Below are 21958 nucleotides of genomic sequence, written 5' to 3' on the forward strand. Positions count from 1 at the left end.
GTATTCATTTTCCGCACGTCTGTTATGCCTGGATCGACTCGGGGCTGCATGCCCGAGACGAGCCTTTTTTTGCACGCCACTTTATACACGGGAGGAAATATGCGAGTTGTCGCCAGATATCTGGGCGCAGTAGCCTGTATTGCGGCGCTGGGATGCGGTACCGCCCAAGCACGCGACTGGAGCGTCATCAAGGATTCGGGAACCATCATTGCAGCAACCGAAGGGGCTTTTTACCCCTTCAACTATTTTGAAGGCCCGAAGCTGACCGGGTTTGAAGTTGAAGTCGCCGAAGCCGTTGCCAAGAAGCTTGGACTGAAGCTCGAATGGCGCGTCGTCGCGTTTGACGCCCAGCTCGCCGCCATCCGCCAGGACCGCTTCGACTTCGCCATCGCTTCGCACGGCTACACCGCCGAACGTGCCAAGTCGGTCGATTTCGCCAACCCGCACTACTGCACCGGCGGCCAGATCGCCGCGCACAAGGACGGCCCGCTGACCGTTCAGGCGCTCAAGGGCAAGACGGTTGGCGTGCAACTGGCTACCAGCTACGCCGACAACGCCAAGAAGATCGGCGACATCGGCGAACTGAAGACCTACAAGGCAGACCCGGAAGTCTTCTCGGCCCTGAAGGCGAAAAAAATCGACGCCTGGATCTCCGACAAGTGGGTGATCAAGGGAACCCTCGACAAGAACCCGGATTCCGGCATCGTCGCCGGCGAACAGGTCTTCGTCGAACGCGTCTCGATGATCCTGCGCAAGAACAACAAGGAACTGATGGACCAGCTCAATCATGGCCTTGCTGAAATCATGAAGGACGGCACCTACGCGGCCCTGTCGCAGAAGTACTTCAAGACCGATGCGTCCTGTCACTAATAGGGCGGAAATCACGGCATGAAGTGGACCAGAAAAAACCCCGGATGGGTGATGTTTGCAGCGATGATCGGGCTGCTGCTCTTCCTCTGGGGAATGGCGATTCCGCTCGCCGCTGCGCCTGACCCCATCGGGCCGGCAGCAAAGCAGTTCGCGGAAGGCGCTCGTGTAACCGTCTGGCTGACCCTGATATCGGGATCGGTAGGCGTTGTCTTGGGTGTGATCGCGGGCTTGGGCAAGTTGTCTGCCTTTGCTCCGCTACGCTGGCTCTGCAACTTTTACGTCTGGCTGATTCGTGGCACGCCGTTACTGTTGCAGATTCTGTTCGTCTGGTTGGCGGTGCCGCAGATATTGCCGGATTCCCTGCAAATCTCCGACTTCGCCTGTGCGGCTATTGCCCTGGCGCTCAACATCGGCGCCTACAACACCGAATGCGTCCGTGCCGGCATTCTGGCTGTCCCGCAAGGACAGGTAGAAGCCGCCCGCGCGCTCGGCCTGTCGCCGTTCCAGACCTTCATGGACATCGTCTTGCCACAAAGCATGCGCGTTGCCCTGCCGGCGTTGGCCAACAACCTCGCTTCTCTGGTCAAGGACTCGTCGCTGGCGTACGCCATCAGCGTCGTCGAATTGACCATGGTCGGTTATCGCATCCAGGCCGAAAGCTATCAGCCGATCCCGGTATTTCTCACGATTGCCATGATTTACCTGATTCTAACCACCGCCTTTACCACCCTGACGGCGGCGCTCGAGAACCAGCTCGATGTCGGCAGAAAGCGTCAGGAGAACAGCTGAATGGATACTCACCAAGCCAATCTCCGGCCTCTGATCGAAGCGCAGAAAGTCAGCAAGCATTTCGGCAGCTTTCACGCCTTGAAAGAGGTATCGGCCACGTTTTACGAGGGGCAAGTCACCGCCATCATCGGGCCGTCCGGCTCAGGGAAATCGACCTTCCTGCGCACGCTCAACCGCCTCGAAACACACGACTCGGGCAGCATCCGTGTCGACGGCATCGAGCTGAACGACGACCTGAAAAACCTCGACGCCATCCGGCGTGAAGTGGGCATGGTCTTTCAGAGCTTCAATCTGTTCTCGCACCTGACCATCTTGCGCAACGTGGCACTGGCGCCGATCCGCGTGCGCAAGACGTCGCCGGCCGAGGCAGAAGCGAAGGCCATGGCCTTGCTGGAACGTGTGGGACTGGCGGACCAGGCGCATAAATACCCGGTGCAGCTCTCCGGTGGGCAACAGCAGCGCGTTGCCATCGCCCGCGCCCTGGCCATGGACCCGAAAGTCCTGCTCTTCGACGAGCCCACCTCGGCGCTCGATCCGGAAATGGTCAACGAAGTCCTCGCCGTCATGCGCGAACTGGCGCACACCGGCATCACCATGCTCGTCGTCACGCATGAAATGGGATTTGCGCGCGAAGTTGCCGACCGCATCATCTTCTTCGACAACGGCGTCATTCTCGAAGACACCACGCCAGAAGCCCTGTTCACGCAGCCGGCGCACGAGCGTACCAAAGCGTTTTTGTCTCAAGTGAAGCACGGTTTTTGATGCACTGCCTTTCCCTGTTAGCCCAATAAAAATCACCTATCAAGGAGTAATGATGAAGCGTAAGAAAATCGTCCTCGCGCTTGTCGCCGCTGGCCTCTGTGCCGGCGCACTGCCGGCGCACGCCGCCGCCGGCGACGCCGACCGCATCGCGCAGCTGGAAAAGCAACTGAAGATGTTGCAAGAGCAAGTCGAAGCGATGAAGAAATCGGCCGCCACGAGCCAGGAAGTCGCCGACCTGCGCGACCAGGTCACGGCGCAAGGCAAAGAAGCCGTCGTCGCCGGCGACATCCCGAACTCGTTCCGCATCCCGGGCTCGGACACGTCGATCCATCTCTATGGCATTGCCGAGATGAATATGATCCGCGAGTTCAAGGGCGACAATGGCAATAACGATTACTCGACTTTTGCTCCATACATTCCACTGCGCGGTTCGACATTAGCCAGCCGCAAGGGTGAAACCTATTTAACGGGGAGAACCAGCCGCATCGGCATCGAAGGCGCTACGCCGACCCCCTACGGAGTAGCGATGGTCAAAATCGAGGGGGATTTCGCCAATGATCCTCGTACCGGCAATTCCCAACTCAATGGCAAACTTGGCAACATCCAGACCCAGCAAGGCACGAACAGCTACGACTTCCGTCTGCGTCATGCCTACCTACAGGTAGGCCCATGGTTGTTCGGTCAAACGTGGTCAACCTTCATGGACGTCGACAACACCCCGGAAACGGTGGACTTCAATGGCCCGATTGGTTCGACGTTTATTCGCCAGCCGCAAATTCGCTATACCTACGCGACGCCGCAATACGGAAATTTCAGCGCCGCTCTCGAGAACTCGGTTAGCTATGTTCTTAGATCCAGCGACTGGAGCGCATCGACCGACGGATTTTCCAAATCGCCCGACTTCATCGTGCGCTGGGACAAACCCTACAACTGGGGCTCGATGAGTCTGCGCGCAGTCTCCCACGAACTTCGCGTTCAGGGCGCTCTTGGCGACCAATCACGCCGCGGCTACGGTCTCGCTGCCAGCGGCCAAATCAAGACCGTTGGCGATGATTTCATCAGCTGGATCGTCACGGGAGGAAACGGGATTGGCCGCTACTTTAACTACATCGAAGGTGCTGCCTATAATTCAGCAACCAACACGATTGAAATGGAAAAAGTGCTGGGTTTAGTTCTTGGCTACCAACATAAGGTAAGCGATCAGTTGCGCTTTAATTTTGTGTATGGGACGCAAAAGAGCTACAACAGCGGCTACACCGATCTCGCTATTGCAAGCGGTTATGGTGGTTCCGTGACGCAGAACGGCAGTGATCAAGGACAATTTGGTGTCAACCGTCGGGTCAGCCAGTTGCATATCGGTGGAATCTACAATCCAGTCAAAGTTGTCGATATTGGTCTCGAGTATATTTACGGAAAACGCGAAACCTTGCTGGGCGAAAAGGGCGACATGTCTCGCGTGAACTTTCTTGCCCGCTACAACTTCAACTGAGGCACCCTCCGGCGGCGGCGCGTTTTGGCCGCTGCCGAGCACCGACGGGGCGCTTGCCGCGCTTTCGTCAGTTCAAACCGCCCCTTTCGGGGCGGTTTCTTTCTTCGGGCGGACGCCCGCCTGAGGAGAACCGAATGGGCCACGACTTTTTTTCCTCCGTATTCCTGCTCCTGCTGCTGCTCGACCCGCTCGGTAACGTGCCGGTATTCCTGTCGCTGCTCAAGGATCTGCCACCGGCGCGGCGGCGGCACGTCGTGCTGCGCGAATGCGCGGTCGCGGGCGTTGTATTGATCGTTTTCGTTTTCGTCGGCGACGTTCTGCTGAAGGTGATGCACCTCTCCGAACCGGCGCTGGAAATCTCGGGCGGCATCATCCTCTTCCTGATCGCCATGGGCATGGTCTTTCCGCGACCACCGGTGATCGATACGGATGCGCCGCCCAATGGCGAGCCATTCATCGTACCGCTGGCGATTCCGATGATCGCCGGTCCGGCCGCGCTGGCAACCGTGCTGCTGGCCTCGCGGCAAGCGGAACAGCCATGGCTGCTGGTCGCCGCCATCGTGGTCGCCATCGCCATCAGCACGCTCGTTCTGCTGGCCGCCGGCTGGCTTTCCCGCATGTTTGGCAAATCCGGGCTGCAAGCCATGGAGCGGCTGATGGGCTTGGTATTGACGGCCATGTCGGTGCAGATGCTGATTTCCGGCATCCGCATTGCCTTCAATCTGGCGCCCGCGACGATGCCGTAACGGCCACCTCCCGACGTGGCTGCCCTTTCCCTCGAATTCCCGGCGGAACGTGTGCGCCGGGCCACCTTTTTGTCTGCCTGATCAATGAGTCGAACCCTTGCCAATTGTCTGATGCTGCTTGCCGCCCTCATCTGGGGAACGACCTTTGTCGCCCAGCAACTCGGTATGCAGGACGTCGGCCCACTGACCTACACGGGGATTCGCTTTCTCATCGGAGCAGTGTTCATATCGCCGCTGGCACTGCGCGAATATGGGCGTCTGTCGGCGAGGGGGGTCGTGCTGACGCGACGCGATTTCATCTCGTGGAGCGTGCTGGGCGGCCTGCTTTTCTCGGGAGCAATACTGCAACAGGTCGGCATGCTGACGACCACCGTCACCAACGCCGGCTTTCTGACGGCGATCTATGTTCCGCTCGTGCCCGTACTCGCCTGGCTGGTGCACGGGCAACGACCGCACCGCTCCACCTGGCCCGCCGCCTTCGGCTGTCTTGCCGGTACCTATTTGCTCAGCGGCGGGCATTTCGACGCCATGACCGTCGGCGATTTCTGGGTGATTGCCAGCGCCTTCTTCTGGGCGGCACACGTGCTTTGGGTCGGACGGCTGGCAGCGCACAAGGGAACGCCCATTCTCGTGGCGCTGACGCAGTTCGTCGTCTGTGGCCTGCTCGCCAGCACGGCGGCGCTCGTCACCGAACCGATCTCCCTGCAAGGCGTCGAAGCCGCCATGCCGACAATCCTCTACGGCGGCCTACTTTCGGTCGGCGTCGGTTACACCTTGCAGGTGGTTGCCCAGCGCCATACCCGCGCCGCCGATGCCGCCATTCTGCTGAGTTCGGAAACACTGTTCGCCGCCATCGCCGGCGCCGTGTATCTCGGCGAAAGACTCGATGGCATGCAGATGGCGGGCTGTGCCCTGATCTTTGCCTGCATCCTCGCCGTGCAGTTGATCCCCTTCATCGGCCAGGCACGCAACAGCGGCGAAAGCGCCCACTAGGAAGCTTTTTCGCCCGAGATCGTCCGATCATCGACTCGCCCCACCCACCGGCTGCACAAAAAACGGCGGGTGGCAGCCTGCGCCACCACCCGCCGTCGCTGGCCGAAAGTGCTTAGAAGCGATCCTCGTCCAGCGCCATGACTCCCGGCGCACCGAAAGTGATGCAATCGGCCAGTCCGTCCGCTTGCGACAGGATATGGTCGGCGAAGAAACGCGCAGTGACGATCTTGTCCTGATAGAACGGATCGGTATCGCCCGCATCGATCTTCGCCTGCGCAATCAGTGCGGCCCGCGCCATCTGCCAGCCCCCGGCGACGATCCCCAAGAGCATCAGGAAAGGCGTGGCGCCCGCCGAAGCAGCGCGCACGTCGACGCCGTAGGTATCGACGATCCAGCGCCCGGCCTCGGCAAGGGCTTCGACGCCCGCCGCAAAGCGACGATGAATCGCCGCGAAATGCTCGCCACTCGCCTGCCCCAGATCGGCGTCGAGGGCGCGCATCTCTTCGATCAGCGCATTGAGCGTGGCGCCACCCTCGCGGGCCATCTTGCGGCCGATCAGGTCATTCGCCTGAATACCGGTCGTTCCTTCGTAGATCGCCGAAATGCGGGCATCGCGCAGGTATTGCGCCGCCCCCGTTTCCTCGATGAAGCCCATGCCGCCGTGCACCTGGATGCCGGTCGAGGCGACCTGAATGCCGACCTCGGTGCTCCAGCCCTTGACCACCGGAATCATCAGATCGACGAAGGCCTGATTGCGGCGGCGCGTCGCCGTATCCGGGTGGCGCGTCGCCACATCGTGCGCGGCGCCGACCACATAGGCCAGCGCGCGCGTCGCCTCGGCATGGGCGCGCATGCTCATCAGCATGCGACGCACATCCGGGTGGCGAATGATCGGCACACGCGGCCCGCCACGCACGCCCGTTTCGACGCACTGAATGCGGTCACGGGCATAATCGCGGGCACGCTGGTAGGCACGCTCGCAGGCAGCAACGCCTTCGAGACCAACGCCAAAGCGCGCTGCGTTCATCATGATGAACATGTATTCGAGGCCACGATTCTCTTCACCGACCAGATAACCGACGGCCCCACCGTGATCACCGAAAGCCATCACCGCCGTCGGGCTGGCGTGGATGCCGAGCTTGTGTTCGATCGACACGCACCAGGCATCGTTGCGCGCGCCAAGGCTGCCGTCGGCGTTCACGAGGAACTTCGGCACGACAAACATCGAAATCCCTTTGACGCCCTCGGGCGCCGTCGGCGTACGCGCCAGCACCAGATGGACGATATTCTCGGCCATGTCGTGGTCGCCGTAAGTGATGAAAATCTTCTGGCCGAAGATCCGGAAGCTGCCGTCGGCCTGCGGCTCGGCGCGCGAGCGGATCGCCGACAGATCGGAGCCAGCCTGCGGCTCCGTGAGATTCATCGTGCCGGTCCAGACGCCGCTGGTCATCTTCTCGAGAAAGGTTTTCTTGAGCGTGTCCGAGCCGCACAAGGAGAGCGCCTCCGCCGCGCCCCCCGTGAGCAGCGGACAGAGCGAAAAGGCGTGATTGGCCGACTTCCACATCTCCGTGACCGCCGCGCCGACGAGCTTCGGTAGCCCCTGCCCTCCCCACTCCGGGTCCGACTGCAAGGCGGTCCAGCCGCTTTCGGCAAAGAGCGCGTAAGCCTCCTTGAAACCGGCAGGCATCGTCACCCCCGGCCCATCGCCGTTCGCTGACCCGTTTGCCGACCATTTCGCCCCCTCGCGATCACCGGGGATGTTCAGCGGCGAGAGCACCCCTTCGGCAAACTTCGCGGCCTCGTCGAGGACGGCATCAACCAGATCGACGGTGGCGTCCTCGTACCCCGGCAGTTGTGCAACCTGATCGAGACCGGCAAGTTCTTTAAGCACGAACTGGATGTCACGCAGCGGGGCAACGTATTCACTCATTGCATTCTCCTTCAGCGGGGTTCAGGGCCGGGGGCCGCAGAACGGCCTCCCGACAAAGGGAAAAAACCAAAAAAGGGGGAGCGCGCCGGCGGAGGGAAAGCGTCTGCGCGCCTCCGCCGGCGGAAACCTCAGCGCAATGCGGCGGCCAGCGCCGGTGCGACGTCGAACAGATCACCCACCAGCCCGTAATCGGCCACCTGGAAGATGGGCGCCTCCGGATCTTTGTTGATGGCAACGATTACCTTGCTGTCCTTCATGCCGGCGAGGTGCTGGATGGCGCCCGAAATACCGACGGCCACGTACAGATCCGGGGCGACGATCTTGCCGGTCTGGCCGACCTGATAATCGTTCGGCGCATAGCCGGCATCGACAGCGGCGCGCGAGGCACCGACGGCAGCACCGAGCGCATCCGCCAAGGGTTCGAGCACGCTGTGAAAATTGTCGCTGCTACCCAGCGCACGGCCACCAGAGACGATGACGCGCGCTGCCGTCAGTTCGGGACGCGCCGACTGCGTCAATTCGCGACCGACGAGACGGGAAAGGCCAAGATCAGGCCCCGCCGCCAAGGCTTCGACGGAAACCGGCGACGCCTCGCCAGCGGCTTCGAAGGCCGTACCGCGCACGCTGATCACCTTGACCGGATCGACCGATTGGACGGTCGCCAAGGCGTTGCCGGCGTAGATCGGACGCACGAAGGTATCGGTCGAAACAACGGCGACGATGTCGGAGATTTGTGCCACATCAAGCAGGGCAGCGACGCGCGGAAGGAAGTTCTTGCCCGCCGCCGTCGCCGGCGCCAGCACGTGGCTGTAGCCCGGCGCATTGGCAACGACGAGGGCCGCGAGGTTTTCCGCGCCGTGGTCGGCATAGTGCGCCGCGTCTACCAGGCGCACACGCGTCACGCCGGCAATGCGCGCCGCCGCCTCGGCGACGGCCGCACACGCGGAACCGGCGACCAGCACATCAATGTCGCCGCCAATCTGGGTAGCCGCGCTAATGGCGTTACGGGTCGCCGGCTTGAGGACGGCGTTGTCGTGTTCGGCAATAACGAGAATGGGCATCAGATCACCTTCGCTTCGTTTTTCAGTTTTTCGACCAGCTCCGCCACGTCAGCCACCTTGACGCCACCACTGCGGCGAGCCGGTTCGGCCACTTTCAGCGTCTTCAAGCGCGGTGCCACGTCCACGCCAAGCGCTGCCGGCGTCGTCGTTTCGAGCGGCTTCTTCTTCGCCTTCATGATGTTCGGCAGGGTCGCGTAACGCGGCTCGTTCAGGCGCAGGTCGGTCGTCATCACCGCAGGCAGGGCGATTTCGATGGTTTCCAACCCCCCGTCAATTTCGCGGGTCACCGCAGCGGCGGTCTTGTCGGCGTTGACGACCAGCTTCGAGGCGAAAGTCGCCTGCGGCCAGCCGAGCAGTGCGGCGAGCATCTGGCCTGTCTGGTTGGAGTCGTCATCGATGGCTTGCTTGCCGGGAATGACCAGTTGCGGCGATTCCTTCTCGCACACCGCCTTGAGCAGCTTGGCCACAGCGAGCGGCTGCAATTCGACATCGGTCTCGATCAGGATCGCGCGGTCGGCGCCAAGCGCCAGTGCCGTGCGCAGGGTTTCCTGACTGTTAGCGAGACCGGCGGAGACCGCCACCACTTCGGTGGCGATTCCCGCTTCTTTGAGGCGCACGGCCTCTTCGATGGCGACTTCGTCAAAGGGATTCATCGACATTTTGACGTTGGCAAGATCGATGCCGGAGCCGTCGCTTTTGACGCGCACCTTGACGTTGTAGTCGACCACTCGCTTAACGGGCACGAGAATCTTCAAGGGTCTTTCCTTTCATGGCAGCGGAGCAAGTACTCCAGAGCGCATTATGCGGCGAGTTCATGACAAGCGCACACGCATCGCCGACCGTTTGACAGCTTTGGAAGGCGTCCGGACAATAAGCCATACCCTAGAGTATGGAAGCGGCTACGCTACCGTACGCGCAAGGCGGCTGTCAAGGCGATTAAAACGCTCGTTTGACGTACAACTTGCCCCTGTCCTGTGCCAATCACCATGTCACAGGAGCGCATCGCGCGCCGGATGCTTCACCCGATTGGAGAACGCTGCTGTATGGATGTGCAACACGACAAGCCACGCCAACCCCTCGAACGACAGAACTGGATCGACGCCGCCTTCGACGTCCTCGCCGATCAGGGGATCGACGGTCTGCGCGTCGAAACGCTCGCCAAGCGCTGCGGCGTCACCAAAGGCAGCTTTTACTGGCATTTCAAGGATCGTCAGGATCTTTGCGCGGCGATTCTGGATGACTGGAAAGACGGTCGCATTCGCGACATCAACCGGCAGACGGCCAGCGATCCCGGCCACGAGCGCGAGCAGTTACAACGCGTCATCGAGGTCTACAGCGCCGCCCGCAACCGCAAGGGCGTCTGGATCGAACTCGCTGTGCGTGACTGGGCGCGGCGCGATGAGGGCGCCGCGCGCATTGTCGAAGAGGTCGACGCCTGGCGCCTCGAATGCACGCGCAAGCTCTTCGTCAATTGCGGCTATTCGGACGATGAGGCGAGGAGCCGCAGCCTGCTGCTGTACGCCTACGTGTTTGGCCAGAGCCTGATGGCCTACGACCGACAGGACCCGAAGAACAGCGACTTCAAACTCTGGATCGCCGACCGCATTCTCCGCAACTGACCGAACGATTCGCTAAGGCTCTTGATCTGGACCGAACGGTTCAGTATCATTCGCCGCACTCTCTGCGAACTCCTTCCTCATGCCGCGCTGCCGCGAATTTGACATCAACGAAGCTCTCGATCAGGCGCTCAACGCGTTCTGGCTGAAGGGCTACGCGTCGACCTCGCTGTGCGATCTGCTCACCGCCATGGGCCTGAGCAAGAGCAGTTTCTACGAGTGTTTCGGCAGCAAGCGTGCGGTCTTACTGGCGGCGCTGGCGCGCTACAGCCAACGCGAACTCGCCGAGTCGCGCTGCCATTTCGCCGCCGCGCGCCCTGTTCCGGCCCTGATTGCCGACTGGATGAATCAATCGCTCCTGCCCAACACCTGCCGCCCCGGCGAGCGTTGCGGCTGTCTGGTGCTCAATCTCGCCATTGAACTGGCGCCGCACGACCCGGAAATCGAAACCGCCGTGCGGCAGCACATCGATGCCTTGAACGACTGTCTCGCCAGCGTCATCGCCCGCGGCAGAGCGGAAGGCAGCCTGTCGGGCAAGCTCGATCCACCGCGCGCCGCCGACGCGCTACTCAACGTCCTCACCGGCACGCATGTCCTCGCCAAAGGCGGCGTCGAGCGCGAACGGCTGCAGTGGGTTATCGACGACCACCTCGCCAAGCTCTTCGCAGACGTCGCCGTGTCACATTGAGACGAACACTCATCCGCATTTTTTTCAACGTTCAGGACCGTCCGGTCCAGTCACCCAGGAGAATACGATGACCGCCGCTCACAGTTCCGCTACGCCGCCCGACCTTTTCGCACCTTTCGCCTCGCACGGCCTCACGTTCAGCAACCGCATCGTCATGGCACCGCTGACGCGCTCACGGGCGCTGGCCGGCGACATTCCCGGTCCGCTGACGGTCGAGTACTACCGGCAGCGCGCCAGCGCCGGGCTGATCATCAGCGAAGCCTCGCAAATCTCGCCACAGGGCAAGGGCTACATCCAGACACCGGGCATCTACAGCGCCGAGCAGATCGCCGGCTGGCGCCGTGTGACCGACGCCGTGCATGCCGCTGGCGGCAAGATTTTCATCCAGCTCTGGCACGTCGGACGTATCTCGCACCCCGACCTGCAACCCGGCGGCGCGCTGCCGGTTGCGCCCTCGGCGATCCAGCCGGAAGGCAGCGCATTTACCGCCAAAGGCATGCAACCGCTGGTGACGCCGCGCGCACTTGAGGTTGGCGAACTACCCGGCATCGTCGCCGACTACCGTCGCGCCGCCGAGAACGCGAAGGCCGCCGGCTTCGACGGCGTGGAAATCCACGGCGCGAACGGCTACCTGCTGGATCAGTTCCTGCGCGACAAATCGAACCATCGTCAGGACGCCTACGGCGGCAGCATCGAAAACCGTGCCCGTCTGCTGCTCGACGTCACCGACGCCGTTCTCGGCGTCTGGGCTCCCGAACACATCGCCGTGCGCCTGTCGCCGCTGTCGACCGTCAATGACATCGACGACAGCGATCCGGTGCCGCTCTTTACCTACGTGACGCAGCAGTTGTCGGCTCGCCGTATCGGTTTTCTGCACGTCATCGAAGGAATCACCGGTGGCGCACGTGACCCCGGACGCGGCATCGCACCCGACTTCCTGCGCGCGCACTTCGCCGGCACCTACATCGCCAACAACGGCTACACCCGCGATACGGCCATTACCGCCCTCAAGGAAGGTCATGCCGATATGATTGCCTTTGGCCGCCCCTTCATCGCCAACCCCGATCTCGTCGCCCGCCTGCGCGCCAACGCCGCACTGAACGAACTCAACCCGGCCACGCTCTACGGCGGTGACGAACACGGCTATACCGATTACCCTTCTCTCGACCAACACGCCTAGGACCCCCATGCAAAACTTCACCTACCAAAACCCGACACGCATCCTCTTTGGACAGGGCCGCATCGCCGATATCGGCGGTCAGATTCCCGCTGGCGCGCGCGTCCTCATCACCTACGGCGGCGGCAGCGTCGTCAAGACCGGCACCCTGGCCGAAGTCAAACACGCGCTGACCGGTGTGACGGTCTTCGAATTCGGCGGCATCGAGGCCAATCCGACCTACGAAACGCTGCTACAGGCCGTCGAACTGGCGCGTCGCGAAAAGATCGACTTCCTGCTCGCCGTCGGTGGCGGCTCGGTCATTGACGGCACCAAGTTCATCGCCGCCGCCATCCCCTTCGCTGGCGATCCCTGGGACATTCTCGCCAAGCGCGCGCCGATCACCAGCGCCGTGCCGTTCGGCAGCGTGCTGACGCTGCCGGCTACCGGCTCGGAGATGAACGACGGCGCCGTCATCACCAAGAAGGCGACGCAGGACAAGCTCGCCTTCTCCAACCCGCGCCTCTTCCCGCAGTTCTCGGTACTCGATCCGGCAAAGACGCTGACGCTGCCCCCGCGCCAGGTCGCCAACGGCGTCGTCGATGCCTTCGTGCACATCGTCGAGCAATACCTCACCTACCCGGTCGAGGCCCGCGTTCAGGACCGCTTTGCCGAAGGCCTGCTGCTGACGCTCATCGAAGAAGGCCCGCGCGCGCTCAGCGAACCCGACAATCTCGACGTGCGCGCCAACATCATGTGGACCGCGACGCTGGCACTGAACGGCCTGATCGGCGCCGGCGTGCCGCAAGACTGGTCGACGCACATGCTCGGCCACGAGATCACGGCGCTGCACGGCGTCGATCACGCGCAAACGCTCGCCATCGTTCTTCCCGCCATGCTGCACGTGCGGCGAGAAGAAAAGCACGCCAAGCTCGTCCAGTACGCCGCACGCGTCTGGGGCCTGCATGACGGCGACGAAAACGCCCGCATCGATGCGGCCATCGAGCGCACGCGCGAGTTCTTCGAGTCGCTGTCGGTTCCCACCCGCCTCTCGGCCTACGGCATCGGCGCTGACGCCATTCCGGCGCTCGTCGCCCAGCTCGAACGCCACGGCATGAAGCGCCTTGGCGAACGCCGCAGCCTCGATCTGGCAGCATCGCAGCGCGTCTATGAGCTCGCGGCGTAAGCCCGAGCGCGCTGTCTACGCCCGCTGACACCGGGAAGTCGTTCACGGCCCATCCGTTCGGACGACTTCCCGGCGTCGCATGAGATGCGTAAAGTGCCGGGAATCGGGCATTTCAATGCCCCGCCATTCCCCGGAGATTACGCATGCTTCACCCGCTTGCCGGCCAGCCAGCGCCTGCTTCGTACCTGTGTGACGTTCCCGCCCTGCTGGCGGCTTACCAGCGCCTCCCCGATATTAGTCAGGCCGCGCAACGCGTCGCCTTTGGCACCAGTGGCCACCGTGGCAGTGCACTGAACGGCAGCTTCAACGAAGCACACATCCTCGCCATCGCGCAGGCAATTGCCGACTACCGCGCCCAGGCCAACATTCGCGGACCGCTGTTTCTCGGCAAAGACACGCACGCCCTGTCGGGCCCGGCGCAGGAAAGCGCGCTGTCGGTGCTCGCCGCCAACGGCGTCGAGGTCTACCTGCAACAGGACGACGGCTTCACGCCAACGCCGGTCATCTCGCACGCCATTCTGCTAGCCAACCGCAACGCCACGGCCGCTCGCGCCGACGGCATCGTCATCACCCCCTCGCACAATCCGCCCGGCGACGGCGGCATCAAATACAACCCGCCGCACGGCGGCCCGGCGGATACCGACATCACCGGCTGGATCGAACGGCGCGCCAACGCCTTGCTGGCCGACGCCAACCGCGACGTCAAACGTCTGCCCTACCCGGCCGCACTCACCGCCGCGACAACGCACGCCATCGACCTGATGACGCCCTACATCGACGACCTCGGCGCCGTCATCGACATGGAGGCGATCCGCCGCGCGGGGCTGCGCATCGGCGTCGACCCGATGGGTGGTGCGGCAGTGGCCTACTGGGCGCCGATTGCCGCCCGCTACGGCCTCGACATCACGGTGGTCAATCCCAAGGTCGATCCCGCCTTCGGCTTCATGACGCTCGACCATGACGGCAAGATCCGCATGGATTGCTCCAGTCCTTACGCCATGGCGAGTCTTGTCGCGCTCAAGGATCGCTTCGACATCGCCTGGGGCAACGACGCCGACGTCGACCGACACGGCATCGTCACGCCCTCGCAGGGGCTGATGAACCCGAACCACTTCCTGGCCGTCGCCATCCGCTATTTGCTCGAACATCGGCCGGCCTGGCCGCGCTCCGCCGCCATCGGCAAGACGCTGGTGTCGAGCAGCCTGATCGATCGCATCGTGAATGATCTGGAGCGCACGCTGTTTGAAGTGCCCGTCGGCTTCAAATGGTTCTCGGCCGGGCTTCTCGACGGAGCGCTGTGTTTCGGCGGCGAAGAAAGCGCCGGCGCCAGCTTCCTGCGCCGCGACGGCAGCGCGTGGACGACCGACAAGGACGGCATTCTCCTCGGACTGCTGGCCGCTGAAATCACCGCCGTCACGGGACGCGATCCCGGCATGCACTACCGCGAACTCGCGCAACGCTACGGCACGCCGTACTACCAGCGCATCGACGCGCCAGCGAGCCCGGCGCAGAAGGCCGCCTTCAAACAGCTCACCGCCGAACGCGTCACCGCGACGACGCTGGCGGGCGACACCATCCTTGCGCGCCTCACCCACGCCCCCGGCAACGGTGCCGCCATCGGCGGGCTGAAGGTGACGACGGCCAACGGCTGGTTCGCTGCCCGTCCGTCAGGCACGGAAGATATCTACAAACTCTACGCCGAGAGCTTCAAAAGCCCAGAGCACCTGCAACAGGTGATCGCCGAAGCGCAAAGCATCGTCAACGCCGCGCTGGCGGACTGAGCCAGCGGCGACGCATCCGTCGGGCCATTCGCCCCATTCGCCCCTCAGACGGCGACGCTCTGCCCCGCTACGGGCGGTGTCGCCGGCTCCGGGCCGAGAGGCTCCTGCCGCAAATACGCCCGATACACGCAGGCGGCGCGCAACAGGTTCGCCAGCAACAAACCCTGCGCCAAGGCGAACACTGCACCGCAGATCCGCGCGAACACCTCCGGCCAGACGCTCGCGAGTACCAGCAGTAAACACGCGGCGAAATGGCAACGCGCCTGCCGCAGCATCGCCGGCTCGCCCAACACCTGCCGCATGTTCGGCGCCGGCCCGCGCCTTGCCGCGTTGCGCGCGTGCAGCCAGACGAGAAACGGCACGATCTTGTAGAGCATTCCCGTCATCGCGCTGAGAAAACCGCCGACGATGATCAGCCCACCGAAAAGCACGGCGCCTCCCTGTCCCGCCAGCCAATCCGCCGCCGGCACCTTCAGCACGTCCAGCGGCGGCAGCCACATCAGCGCCTGCCGCAGCAGCCATAGCGCGCAGGCGAGGAGCGCGCACAGCATGGCGACGCGCCAGCACTGCTGCGTCGCATCGAAGCGTGCGCGTTTGCTGCGCGACTGCACCCACAACGTCACCGCCGCCAGTACCGCCCCGGCGACCGCTGCCGCCACCGCAAAGACCGCTGCCGCATGACGCCAGCCCGCCAGATCGAACACCGTCCAGGCGAGCACGAAGGCGAATGCCGCCCGCGAAAACCCGCGCTCGAACCAGCGCGGATAACTCGGCGTGAGCTGAAACATCGGCACCACCACCAGGGCCACGCCGGCGAGCAGCACGCCGCCCCAGGCCACGAAACCCCAACTCAGGTGGATGTCAGCCAGCGCTGGCAACGGCAGACTCAGCGCCCCCGCCAGTCCGGCCGCCAGCAATGCGCCGAAGATGAGCGTCACCGTCAGGCCAAGCAGTGCCAGCCGCATATCGCGCACCGTCGCGCTGGCGTTGCCCTCGTCGCGCAAGGCGACGACCGCAGCGGCAACGAAGCCAAGAATGCCCACGCTGAGCAAAGACGCTGCGGCGCCGAATGCGACCGGCGCCGACAGCCAAAAGGCCGCCACCAGCAGCACCGTCCCGGCACTGATCGCCGCGTGCACCCAGCCCGCTACGCTCAACGGCCGCTCCATCTGCGCCCCGGCGACCACCGGCAGCAGTTGGCACAAGGCGCCCAGCATCACCTGCAGCATGAAGCCGAGAGTCAGCAGATGCGTCACCGCCAACGTTGCCGGCATCCAGCGCGAGGCGAAGAAATCGCTGCCGTGCACGACAAGCAGAACACCAGCGGCCATGGCAAAGATCGGCGCCGTCAGAAAGAAACGCATCGGCGCGGCCAGCGGCGGCGCCTGATCGAGCGAAAGTACGGTAGCCATCCTTACCCCGCCTCGCCCATACGCCGGGCAATGAGAATCTCGAAAATCCCCGGCGCCGTCGGCGTGGTGCGCCACGCATACCCGTGTTGCGTGAGGGCGCGGTAAAGCGGACGCGGCTCGCGCGGCAGCAACAGCAGGAGCTTGCCCTCCGGCGGCAAGGCATCCAGCGCCTCGAAGGTACGCACGAATGGTTCGGGCGGCTCTAGACCACGGGCGTCGAGTACGGCATCGGCGCCCAATGCGCGCCGGCGGGAATCGATCCAGTCGCCCCCCTCGGTCGCGCCAAGGGCTTCGACATCGCCAGCCGGCACCGCCCCGCCGCCCTCGCCCGTCGCCTGAGCCTGGGCCTGGGCCGCGGCAAAGAGGCACGCGCACTCCGCACAGACAGCGGCGAGCGCAGAAGCGCTCACGCCCTCAGACGGAGCACCGGCGGCGGCTGCGAGTCCACTGGCCGGCGCGCTCAGGCTTCCGTCTTCAACCGGCGCGGTCACGCGGCGGCCTCTGAAGAACTGATCTCTGCGGCATTGACAGGCGAGGCACCGATAATTGACTCGCGCAACGCGCCGACGAGCGTCTCGCCGCCCACGCCGAGTTGGCGGTCGCACATCGGGTAGAGAATGCTCTCTTCCTTGACGTTGTGCTGCTGCATCAGGATGAGCAGCGTTTCCGCATCGCCAAGATAGTCGTCGCTGTTCCCTGCGGCCAGAGCGGCAGCAGCGCTGGCAAGCAGATCGCGCATCTGGCGGTGCTCACCGCGCATGACGGCGGTCGGCCCCTCGCACATACCGGTTGCCGCCTCAAACGCCGGGAAAAGCAGCGACTCTTCCGCCGCGAAGTGGGCGAGGATCGCCTCGTTGAAAGCGGAGAAAGCGGCGGCCGCGCGTGCCTTGTCCTCATCCGCCAGGGCCGCCTCGACGGCGGCAAACAGGGCATCGCAATGGCGATGATCGCCAGTCAGAAAGTCCCGAATCTGTGTCATGACCGCTCCTCAGAAAATGAGCGGTCATTGTCCTCAGGCCACGCGTGTCGCGACTTTGAGCCGAATCAAGAAATTCGGGATTGCCGGCAGGAGGCCCCGCCGGCAATCGGCGCCACACAAGGCACTACAGGCAGCATCAATCGTCGCTCAGCACGCCGGTCAGTTGCAGCAGGCTCAGGAAAAGGTTGTAGATCGACACGAACAGGCTGACGGTAGCCATGATGTAGTTGGTTTCACCGCCGTGGATGATGTTCGAGGTCTCAAACAGGATCAGCCCCGACATCAGCAGCACGCAGGCTGCCGACACCGCCAGCGACAGCCCCGGCACATGGAAGAACACCGCCGCCAGGCTGGCGAGGAACACCACCAGCATCCCCACCGTCAGGAAGCCACCCATGAAGCTGAAATCCTTGCGGCTCACCAGCGCGTAGCCCGACAGGCCCAGGAACACCGCACCCGTGCCGCCCATCGCCATGGCAACGATCTGTCCGCCCCCCGGCAAAGCGAGGTAATGGCTGACGATGGGTCCAAGCGTGTAGCCCATGAAGCCAGTAAGGCCAAATACCGCCAACAGGCCCCAACCGCTGTCGCGCAGGCGCGTGGTCAGGAAGAGCAGGCCGAAGTATCCGACGAGGGTAATCAAAATGCCGGGATGCGGCAGACCGAGCGAAGCGGTCACCGACGCAACACCGGCGGAGAAAAGCAGCGTCATCGCCAGCAGCGCATAGGTATTGCGCAACACGCGGTGCGATGACAGCAGCGACGAACGCGCTACGTCGCCACTACGGGCAATCGACAGCGGGGACTGGCCCAGTTGATTCATGACGTATCTCCTCGGCAAAACAGGTTGAAAGCAATGATCAATCGACAAAACGGGCTGCCAGCCGGGGAAGCGGCCGGCAGCCCCCGCCGCCGGAGGGAGAAGCCCCCGGACTGCGGCAGAGCGCAATCTACAGACTTGTTGTCATCAGGTAAATTCGCATTATCGACTCATTCATATCGACTTTATCGAACAAAGAGAGTTCCCGCAAAGCCTAGCGCTCCAGGACATAGCGGCCCGGCGCGGCATCAGAGGGATCAGCGGCGGCCGCCGCCGCAGGCGCTGCCTGATCGTCGGTGACCGCGACGCGCTCGCCACACTGCGGCGCCAGCCAGTCGCGCCAGTCCTCCCACCACGAGCCCGGATGCTCGACCGCGTGCGCAAGCCAATGCTCGACGTGGTCGTTCCGCGCTGCCACGCCGACGCGAAAGTGACGCTTCGGCGGGTTTACCACTGGATTGACGATGCCGAAGATATGCCCGGACGAAGACAGGACAAAGCGCATCGGTGCCGCCACGTTGATGAACTTGCGGATGCGATAACACTGCTGCCAGGGCGCGATATGGTCGTCCTCGGCCGTCACGGCGTAGAGCGGCGCGTCGATGCGGTCGAGGTCGATCGGCTGGCCGGCAATCGTCAGGGCATCGCGCTTCTTTAAATTATTGTTGAGGTACATCTCACGCAGATAAAACGAGTGCATCGCCTGCGGCATACGCGTGCAGTCGACGTTCCAGAACAGCACATCGAAGGCCGGTGGCGCCTCGCCGTAAAGGTAGCTGTGCGTGACGTAGTGCCAGATCAGGCTGTTCGAGCGCAGCAGGCGGAAGCTCGACGACATCTGGCTGCCGTCGAGATAACCCTGTCGCGCCATCATCTCTTCGAGCGCGGCGATGCTCGACTCATCGATAAAGACGTCGATATCGCCGGGGCGCGCAAAATCGGTCAGCGTCGACAGCAAGGTCCAGTGCGCCACCGGCATGCGATCGGGCGCGTACTGGCGTTTGGCCCAGGCCATGTAGGTGGCGCAGAGGGTGCCGCCAATGCAGTAGCCGACCAGATGCACCTGCTTCGCCCGGCTGATGCGGAGCGCCTCCGTCACAGCCTGATCGACGCCCTCGCGCAAATAATCGTCGAAGCGCACGTCGGCCATGGCGGCATCGGGATTTTTCCAGCTGGTGATGAAGACCGAAAACCCCTGCGCGACGAGATAGCGGACGAGGCTCTTTTGCGGCGTGAGGTCGAGGATGTAGTACTTGTTGATCCACGGCGTGACGATGACGATCGGCGTGGCAAACACGGTCGGCGTCGTCGGCGCGTAGTGAATCAGCTCCAGCAACCGATTGCGCAGGACAACGCGCCCCGGCGTCAGCGCCAGATCGACGCCCACCGTGAAGGCGTGCTCGTCGACCATGCGCACTGTCCCCGCCTTGAGGTCGTCCGCCCACAAGGCAGCGCCGCGCAACAGGCTCTCCCCGTGGCTGTCGACGAACTTCTGCCAGGCCAGCGGATTGCTCCAGAAAAAATTGGTCGGCGCCATGGCGTTGAGCCATTCACGCACCCAGAACGCCGCGCGCCGACGCGACTTTTCGGACAGCCCCGGCGTCTCGAAGAGCATGTCCTGCAAACGCCGGGTGAAGAGAAGATAGTTGTCCTTGAGGATGCTCCAGCTGGGCGACTCGCTCCAGACCGGATCGCTAAAGCGCGGATCGTCGACATTGCGGCGAGTTACGGCCCGATTCGCCCCCACATCCGCCGCCTCCTCCGGCAGCCCCCAGGCACGGCGAACAAGCCGCTGTTGCAGGGCAACATACTCGTCGCTCCAGCCGGCCAGCGCGCGCGACAGTTCCATGGGATGTGCAAGCCACGCCGCGCAGGCATTGAGCACAGAGGTAGTGACGCCAAAGGGGTCAAGGCGCTGTTCTGCCGCAAGCAAGGCGCGTTCGACGCCATTGGCGTGTTCAGGCGACAGCCCTGCGATGGCATCCGCAGCCCCTCGCCCGGATGCGGCGGGGTGGTGCGCGGGCAACGATTCGCGTGTATCCATGACAGCCTCCTTCGCTCAGACATGACGCCACCGTCAGCGTCGTACGACAACGAGCACCTATCGGCGCAGCAACCCACATCACGGGCGACACGACCGGCGCGCATATGAGGCCGGAGCGCTTCGGGACGGAGGGTAGCGTCCCCGCCCACGCGAGGAAACGGCATCGTCCCCTCGCGTGGGGCCCCTCACAGTTCGTAACTCTGCTCCGGATGCGCCACTTCGACCTGCGCCCATCCCAGACGCTCGCGTACGCGATCAGCGAAGGCCGCCGAGGTCGCCGCTTCGCCGTGCATGATGAATGTTCGCTGCGGCGCATGCGCGAAGCCGCCCAGCCAGGCGAGCAAAGCAGCCTGGTCGGCGTGCGCCGACAATCCGCCAATCGTGCGAATCGCCGCCCGTACGGGCGTCGGCTCGCCAAAGAGTCGCACCAGCCGCGCCCCGTCGACGAGGCGCCGTCCCAGCGTCCCGACGGCCTGAAAGCCGGTGATCAGCACCGTACATTCCGGTCGCGGCAGATTGTGCTGCAAGTGATGCTTGATCCGCCCGGCGTCACACATGCCACTGGCCGAGAGGATCACCGCGCCCGAACGCACCTCGTTGAGGCGGATCGACTCTTCGGCGTCGGCGACGAACTGCACGCGCACCGCCTCCGGATGGGCGCGCTGCCAGTCGAGCAAGTCGAGCGTTTCGGCATCGAGAAGCGTCTGGTGCCGCAGGGTGATCTGGGTGGCCGTACTCGCCATCGGCGAATCGACGTAGACCGTCAGCGGCGAGAGCCGTCCGCGCCGCACCAGATCGGCAATGACGAAGAGCATTTCCTGCGTCCGCCCGACGGCAAACGACGGGATGATGACGTTTCCGCCGCGTTCGTGCAGGGTCGAGGTGAAGGCCTCGACGATCTCATCCTCCGTCTCCGTCAGCGGTCGGTGCAACCGATTGCCGTAGGTCGATTCGATGAACACGGCATCCGCCTCCTCGATCCACTCCGGGTCACACAAAACAGGCCGCTGCGGCTGCCCCAGATCGCCGGAGAAGACGAGTTTGCGCGTTGCATCCTTCTCGCTGAGCCAGAGCTCGACGATGGCCGAGCCGAGAATATGCCCGGAATTCCGCAAACGGCAGCGCACGCCAGCCGCCGGCTCGAAGCTCTCGCCATAGTCGACGGCACGCAACTGTCCGAGCACAGCCTGCGCCTGCGTCACCGTGTAGAGCGGCGCCTGCATTGCACGCGCTTTGCCGCTATTGCGATGCTGACGGCGCAACTGCCACTCGCTTTCCTTTTCCTGGATGTGCGCGCTGTCCTGCAAGAGCACGCTGACAAGATCGATCGTCGCCGGCGTCGCGTAAATCGGCCCGCGAAAGCCAAGCATGGCCAGACGCGGCAGCAATCCGGCATGGTCGATATGGGCGTGCGTGAGAACGACAAAATCGAGCGCGCGTACGTCGAACGACAGCGCCGAAACATTCTTGGCATAGGCCTCCCGTCCGCCCTGAAACATGCCGCAGTCGACCAGGAAATTCGCCGTCTCGTTCGTTACCTGGGTACAGGAGCCGGTCACCTCGCCGGCGGCGCCATGAAAGACAATTTTCATTGTTGTTCTCCCCATAAATTGCCGCCTGCCGGCGGACGTTCAGA

At 63.5% G+C, this 21958-nt stretch carries 20 protein-coding genes; 11 read left to right on the forward strand and 9 right to left on the reverse strand.

Features of this window, described 5'->3' with window-relative positions; genetic code table 11:
• Nucleotides 1–99 precede the first annotated feature (99 nt).
• The 6 genes from GHK24_RS04050 to GHK24_RS04075 all read left to right on the forward strand — a co-directional run bounded on the left by GHK24_RS04050 (nt 100) and on the right by GHK24_RS04075 (nt 5649).
• Nucleotides 100–870 (forward strand): ABC transporter substrate-binding protein, encoded by a 771-nt coding sequence (locus GHK24_RS04050; RefSeq protein WP_153469421.1) that lies wholly within the window; start codon nt 100–102, stop codon nt 868–870.
• Between the two features lie 18 nt (nt 871–888).
• Nucleotides 889–1659 (forward strand): amino acid ABC transporter permease, encoded by a 771-nt coding sequence (locus GHK24_RS04055; protein ID WP_153469424.1) that lies wholly within the window; start codon nt 889–891, stop codon nt 1657–1659.
• A gap of 30 nt (nt 1660–1689) precedes the next feature.
• Nucleotides 1690–2421: an amino acid ABC transporter ATP-binding protein gene (locus GHK24_RS04060; protein ID WP_167681374.1), complete on the forward strand. Its 732-nt coding sequence runs from the start codon at nt 1690–1692 to the stop codon at nt 2419–2421.
• Between the two features lie 49 nt (nt 2422–2470).
• The gene (locus GHK24_RS04065; RefSeq protein ID WP_153469431.1) at nt 2471–3910 is read left to right on the forward strand and encodes a DcaP family trimeric outer membrane transporter; all 1440 of its coding nucleotides are present in this window, start codon (nt 2471–2473) and stop codon (nt 3908–3910) included.
• 134 nt (nt 3911–4044) lie between these two features.
• The gene (locus GHK24_RS04070; protein ID WP_153469434.1) at nt 4045–4656 is read left to right on the forward strand and encodes a MarC family protein; all 612 of its coding nucleotides are present in this window, start codon (nt 4045–4047) and stop codon (nt 4654–4656) included.
• 84 nt (nt 4657–4740) lie between these two features.
• Nucleotides 4741–5649 carry a DMT family transporter gene (locus tag GHK24_RS04075; RefSeq protein WP_153469437.1) on the forward strand — a complete coding sequence of 303 codons (909 nt, stop codon included), beginning with the start codon at nt 4741–4743 and terminating at the stop codon, nt 5647–5649.
• 112 nt (nt 5650–5761) lie between these two features.
• Here GHK24_RS04075 and GHK24_RS04080 read toward each other — a convergent pair whose 3' ends face one another.
• The 3 genes from GHK24_RS04080 to GHK24_RS04090 form a co-directional block, all read right to left on the reverse strand.
• Complete coding sequence (locus GHK24_RS04080) at nt 5762–7579, reverse strand: acyl-CoA dehydrogenase C-terminal domain-containing protein (RefSeq protein WP_153469440.1); 1818 nt, start codon at nt 7577–7579, stop codon at nt 5762–5764.
• A 128-nt stretch (nt 7580–7707) separates the two neighbouring features.
• Nucleotides 7708–8640: an electron transfer flavoprotein subunit alpha/FixB family protein gene (locus tag GHK24_RS04085; RefSeq protein WP_153469444.1), complete on the reverse strand. Its 933-nt coding sequence runs from the start codon at nt 8638–8640 to the stop codon at nt 7708–7710.
• Nucleotides 8640–9395 (reverse strand): electron transfer flavoprotein subunit beta/FixA family protein, encoded by a 756-nt coding sequence (locus tag GHK24_RS04090; protein ID WP_153469447.1) that lies wholly within the window; start codon nt 9393–9395, stop codon nt 8640–8642. The genes GHK24_RS04085 and GHK24_RS04090 overlap by 1 nt, the downstream gene beginning before the upstream one ends.
• A gap of 288 nt (nt 9396–9683) precedes the next feature.
• On the opposite strand from GHK24_RS04090, the gene GHK24_RS04095 reads away from it, so the two are divergent.
• The 5 genes from GHK24_RS04095 to pgm all read left to right on the forward strand — a co-directional run bounded on the left by GHK24_RS04095 (nt 9684) and on the right by pgm (nt 15067).
• Nucleotides 9684–10259, forward strand: coding sequence for a TetR/AcrR family transcriptional regulator (locus tag GHK24_RS04095; protein WP_153469450.1), 576 nt, complete (start codon nt 9684–9686; stop codon nt 10257–10259).
• 79 nt (nt 10260–10338) lie between these two features.
• The gene (locus tag GHK24_RS04100) at nt 10339–10944 is read left to right on the forward strand and encodes a TetR/AcrR family transcriptional regulator (RefSeq protein WP_153469453.1); all 606 of its coding nucleotides are present in this window, start codon (nt 10339–10341) and stop codon (nt 10942–10944) included.
• 67 nt (nt 10945–11011) lie between these two features.
• Complete coding sequence (locus tag GHK24_RS04105; protein ID WP_153469456.1) at nt 11012–12124, forward strand: alkene reductase; 1113 nt, start codon at nt 11012–11014, stop codon at nt 12122–12124.
• A gap of 7 nt (nt 12125–12131) precedes the next feature.
• A complete protein-coding gene (locus tag GHK24_RS04110; RefSeq protein ID WP_153469459.1) occupies nt 12132–13286 on the forward strand; it encodes an iron-containing alcohol dehydrogenase in 1155 nt (384 codons plus the stop codon).
• A 143-nt stretch (nt 13287–13429) separates the two neighbouring features.
• The gene (gene pgm, locus GHK24_RS04115; protein WP_153469462.1) at nt 13430–15067 is read left to right on the forward strand and encodes a phosphoglucomutase (alpha-D-glucose-1,6-bisphosphate-dependent); all 1638 of its coding nucleotides are present in this window, start codon (nt 13430–13432) and stop codon (nt 15065–15067) included.
• 44 nt (nt 15068–15111) lie between these two features.
• Here pgm and GHK24_RS04120 read toward each other — a convergent pair whose 3' ends face one another.
• The 6 genes from GHK24_RS04120 to GHK24_RS04145 form a co-directional block, all read right to left on the reverse strand.
• A complete protein-coding gene (locus GHK24_RS04120) occupies nt 15112–16479 on the reverse strand; it encodes a hypothetical protein (RefSeq protein ID WP_153469465.1) in 1368 nt (455 codons plus the stop codon).
• A 2-nt stretch (nt 16480–16481) separates the two neighbouring features.
• On the reverse strand, nt 16482–16889 hold the full coding sequence (locus tag GHK24_RS13875) for a DUF2249 domain-containing protein (RefSeq protein WP_340666092.1): 408 nt from the start codon (nt 16887–16889) through the stop codon (nt 16482–16484).
• A 77-nt stretch (nt 16890–16966) separates the two neighbouring features.
• Nucleotides 16967–17458 carry a hemerythrin domain-containing protein gene (locus GHK24_RS04130; protein ID WP_153469468.1) on the reverse strand — a complete coding sequence of 164 codons (492 nt, stop codon included), beginning with the start codon at nt 17456–17458 and terminating at the stop codon, nt 16967–16969.
• 136 nt (nt 17459–17594) lie between these two features.
• Complete coding sequence (locus GHK24_RS04135) at nt 17595–18281, reverse strand: Bax inhibitor-1/YccA family protein (protein WP_153469471.1); 687 nt, start codon at nt 18279–18281, stop codon at nt 17595–17597.
• Nucleotides 18282–18492: 211 nt separating this feature from the next.
• Nucleotides 18493–20322, reverse strand: a complete 1830-nt coding sequence (locus GHK24_RS04140) for a PHA/PHB synthase family protein (RefSeq protein ID WP_153469474.1) — start codon at nt 20320–20322, stop codon at nt 18493–18495.
• A gap of 185 nt (nt 20323–20507) precedes the next feature.
• The gene (locus GHK24_RS04145; RefSeq protein WP_153469476.1) at nt 20508–21914 is read right to left on the reverse strand and encodes an MBL fold metallo-hydrolase RNA specificity domain-containing protein; all 1407 of its coding nucleotides are present in this window, start codon (nt 21912–21914) and stop codon (nt 20508–20510) included.
• Nucleotides 21915–21958: the final 44 nt, after the last annotated feature.

It is taken from the genome of Rhodocyclus gracilis, from assembly GCF_009617575.1.
Lineage (GTDB): Bacteria > Pseudomonadota > Gammaproteobacteria > Burkholderiales > Rhodocyclaceae > Rhodocyclus > Rhodocyclus gracilis.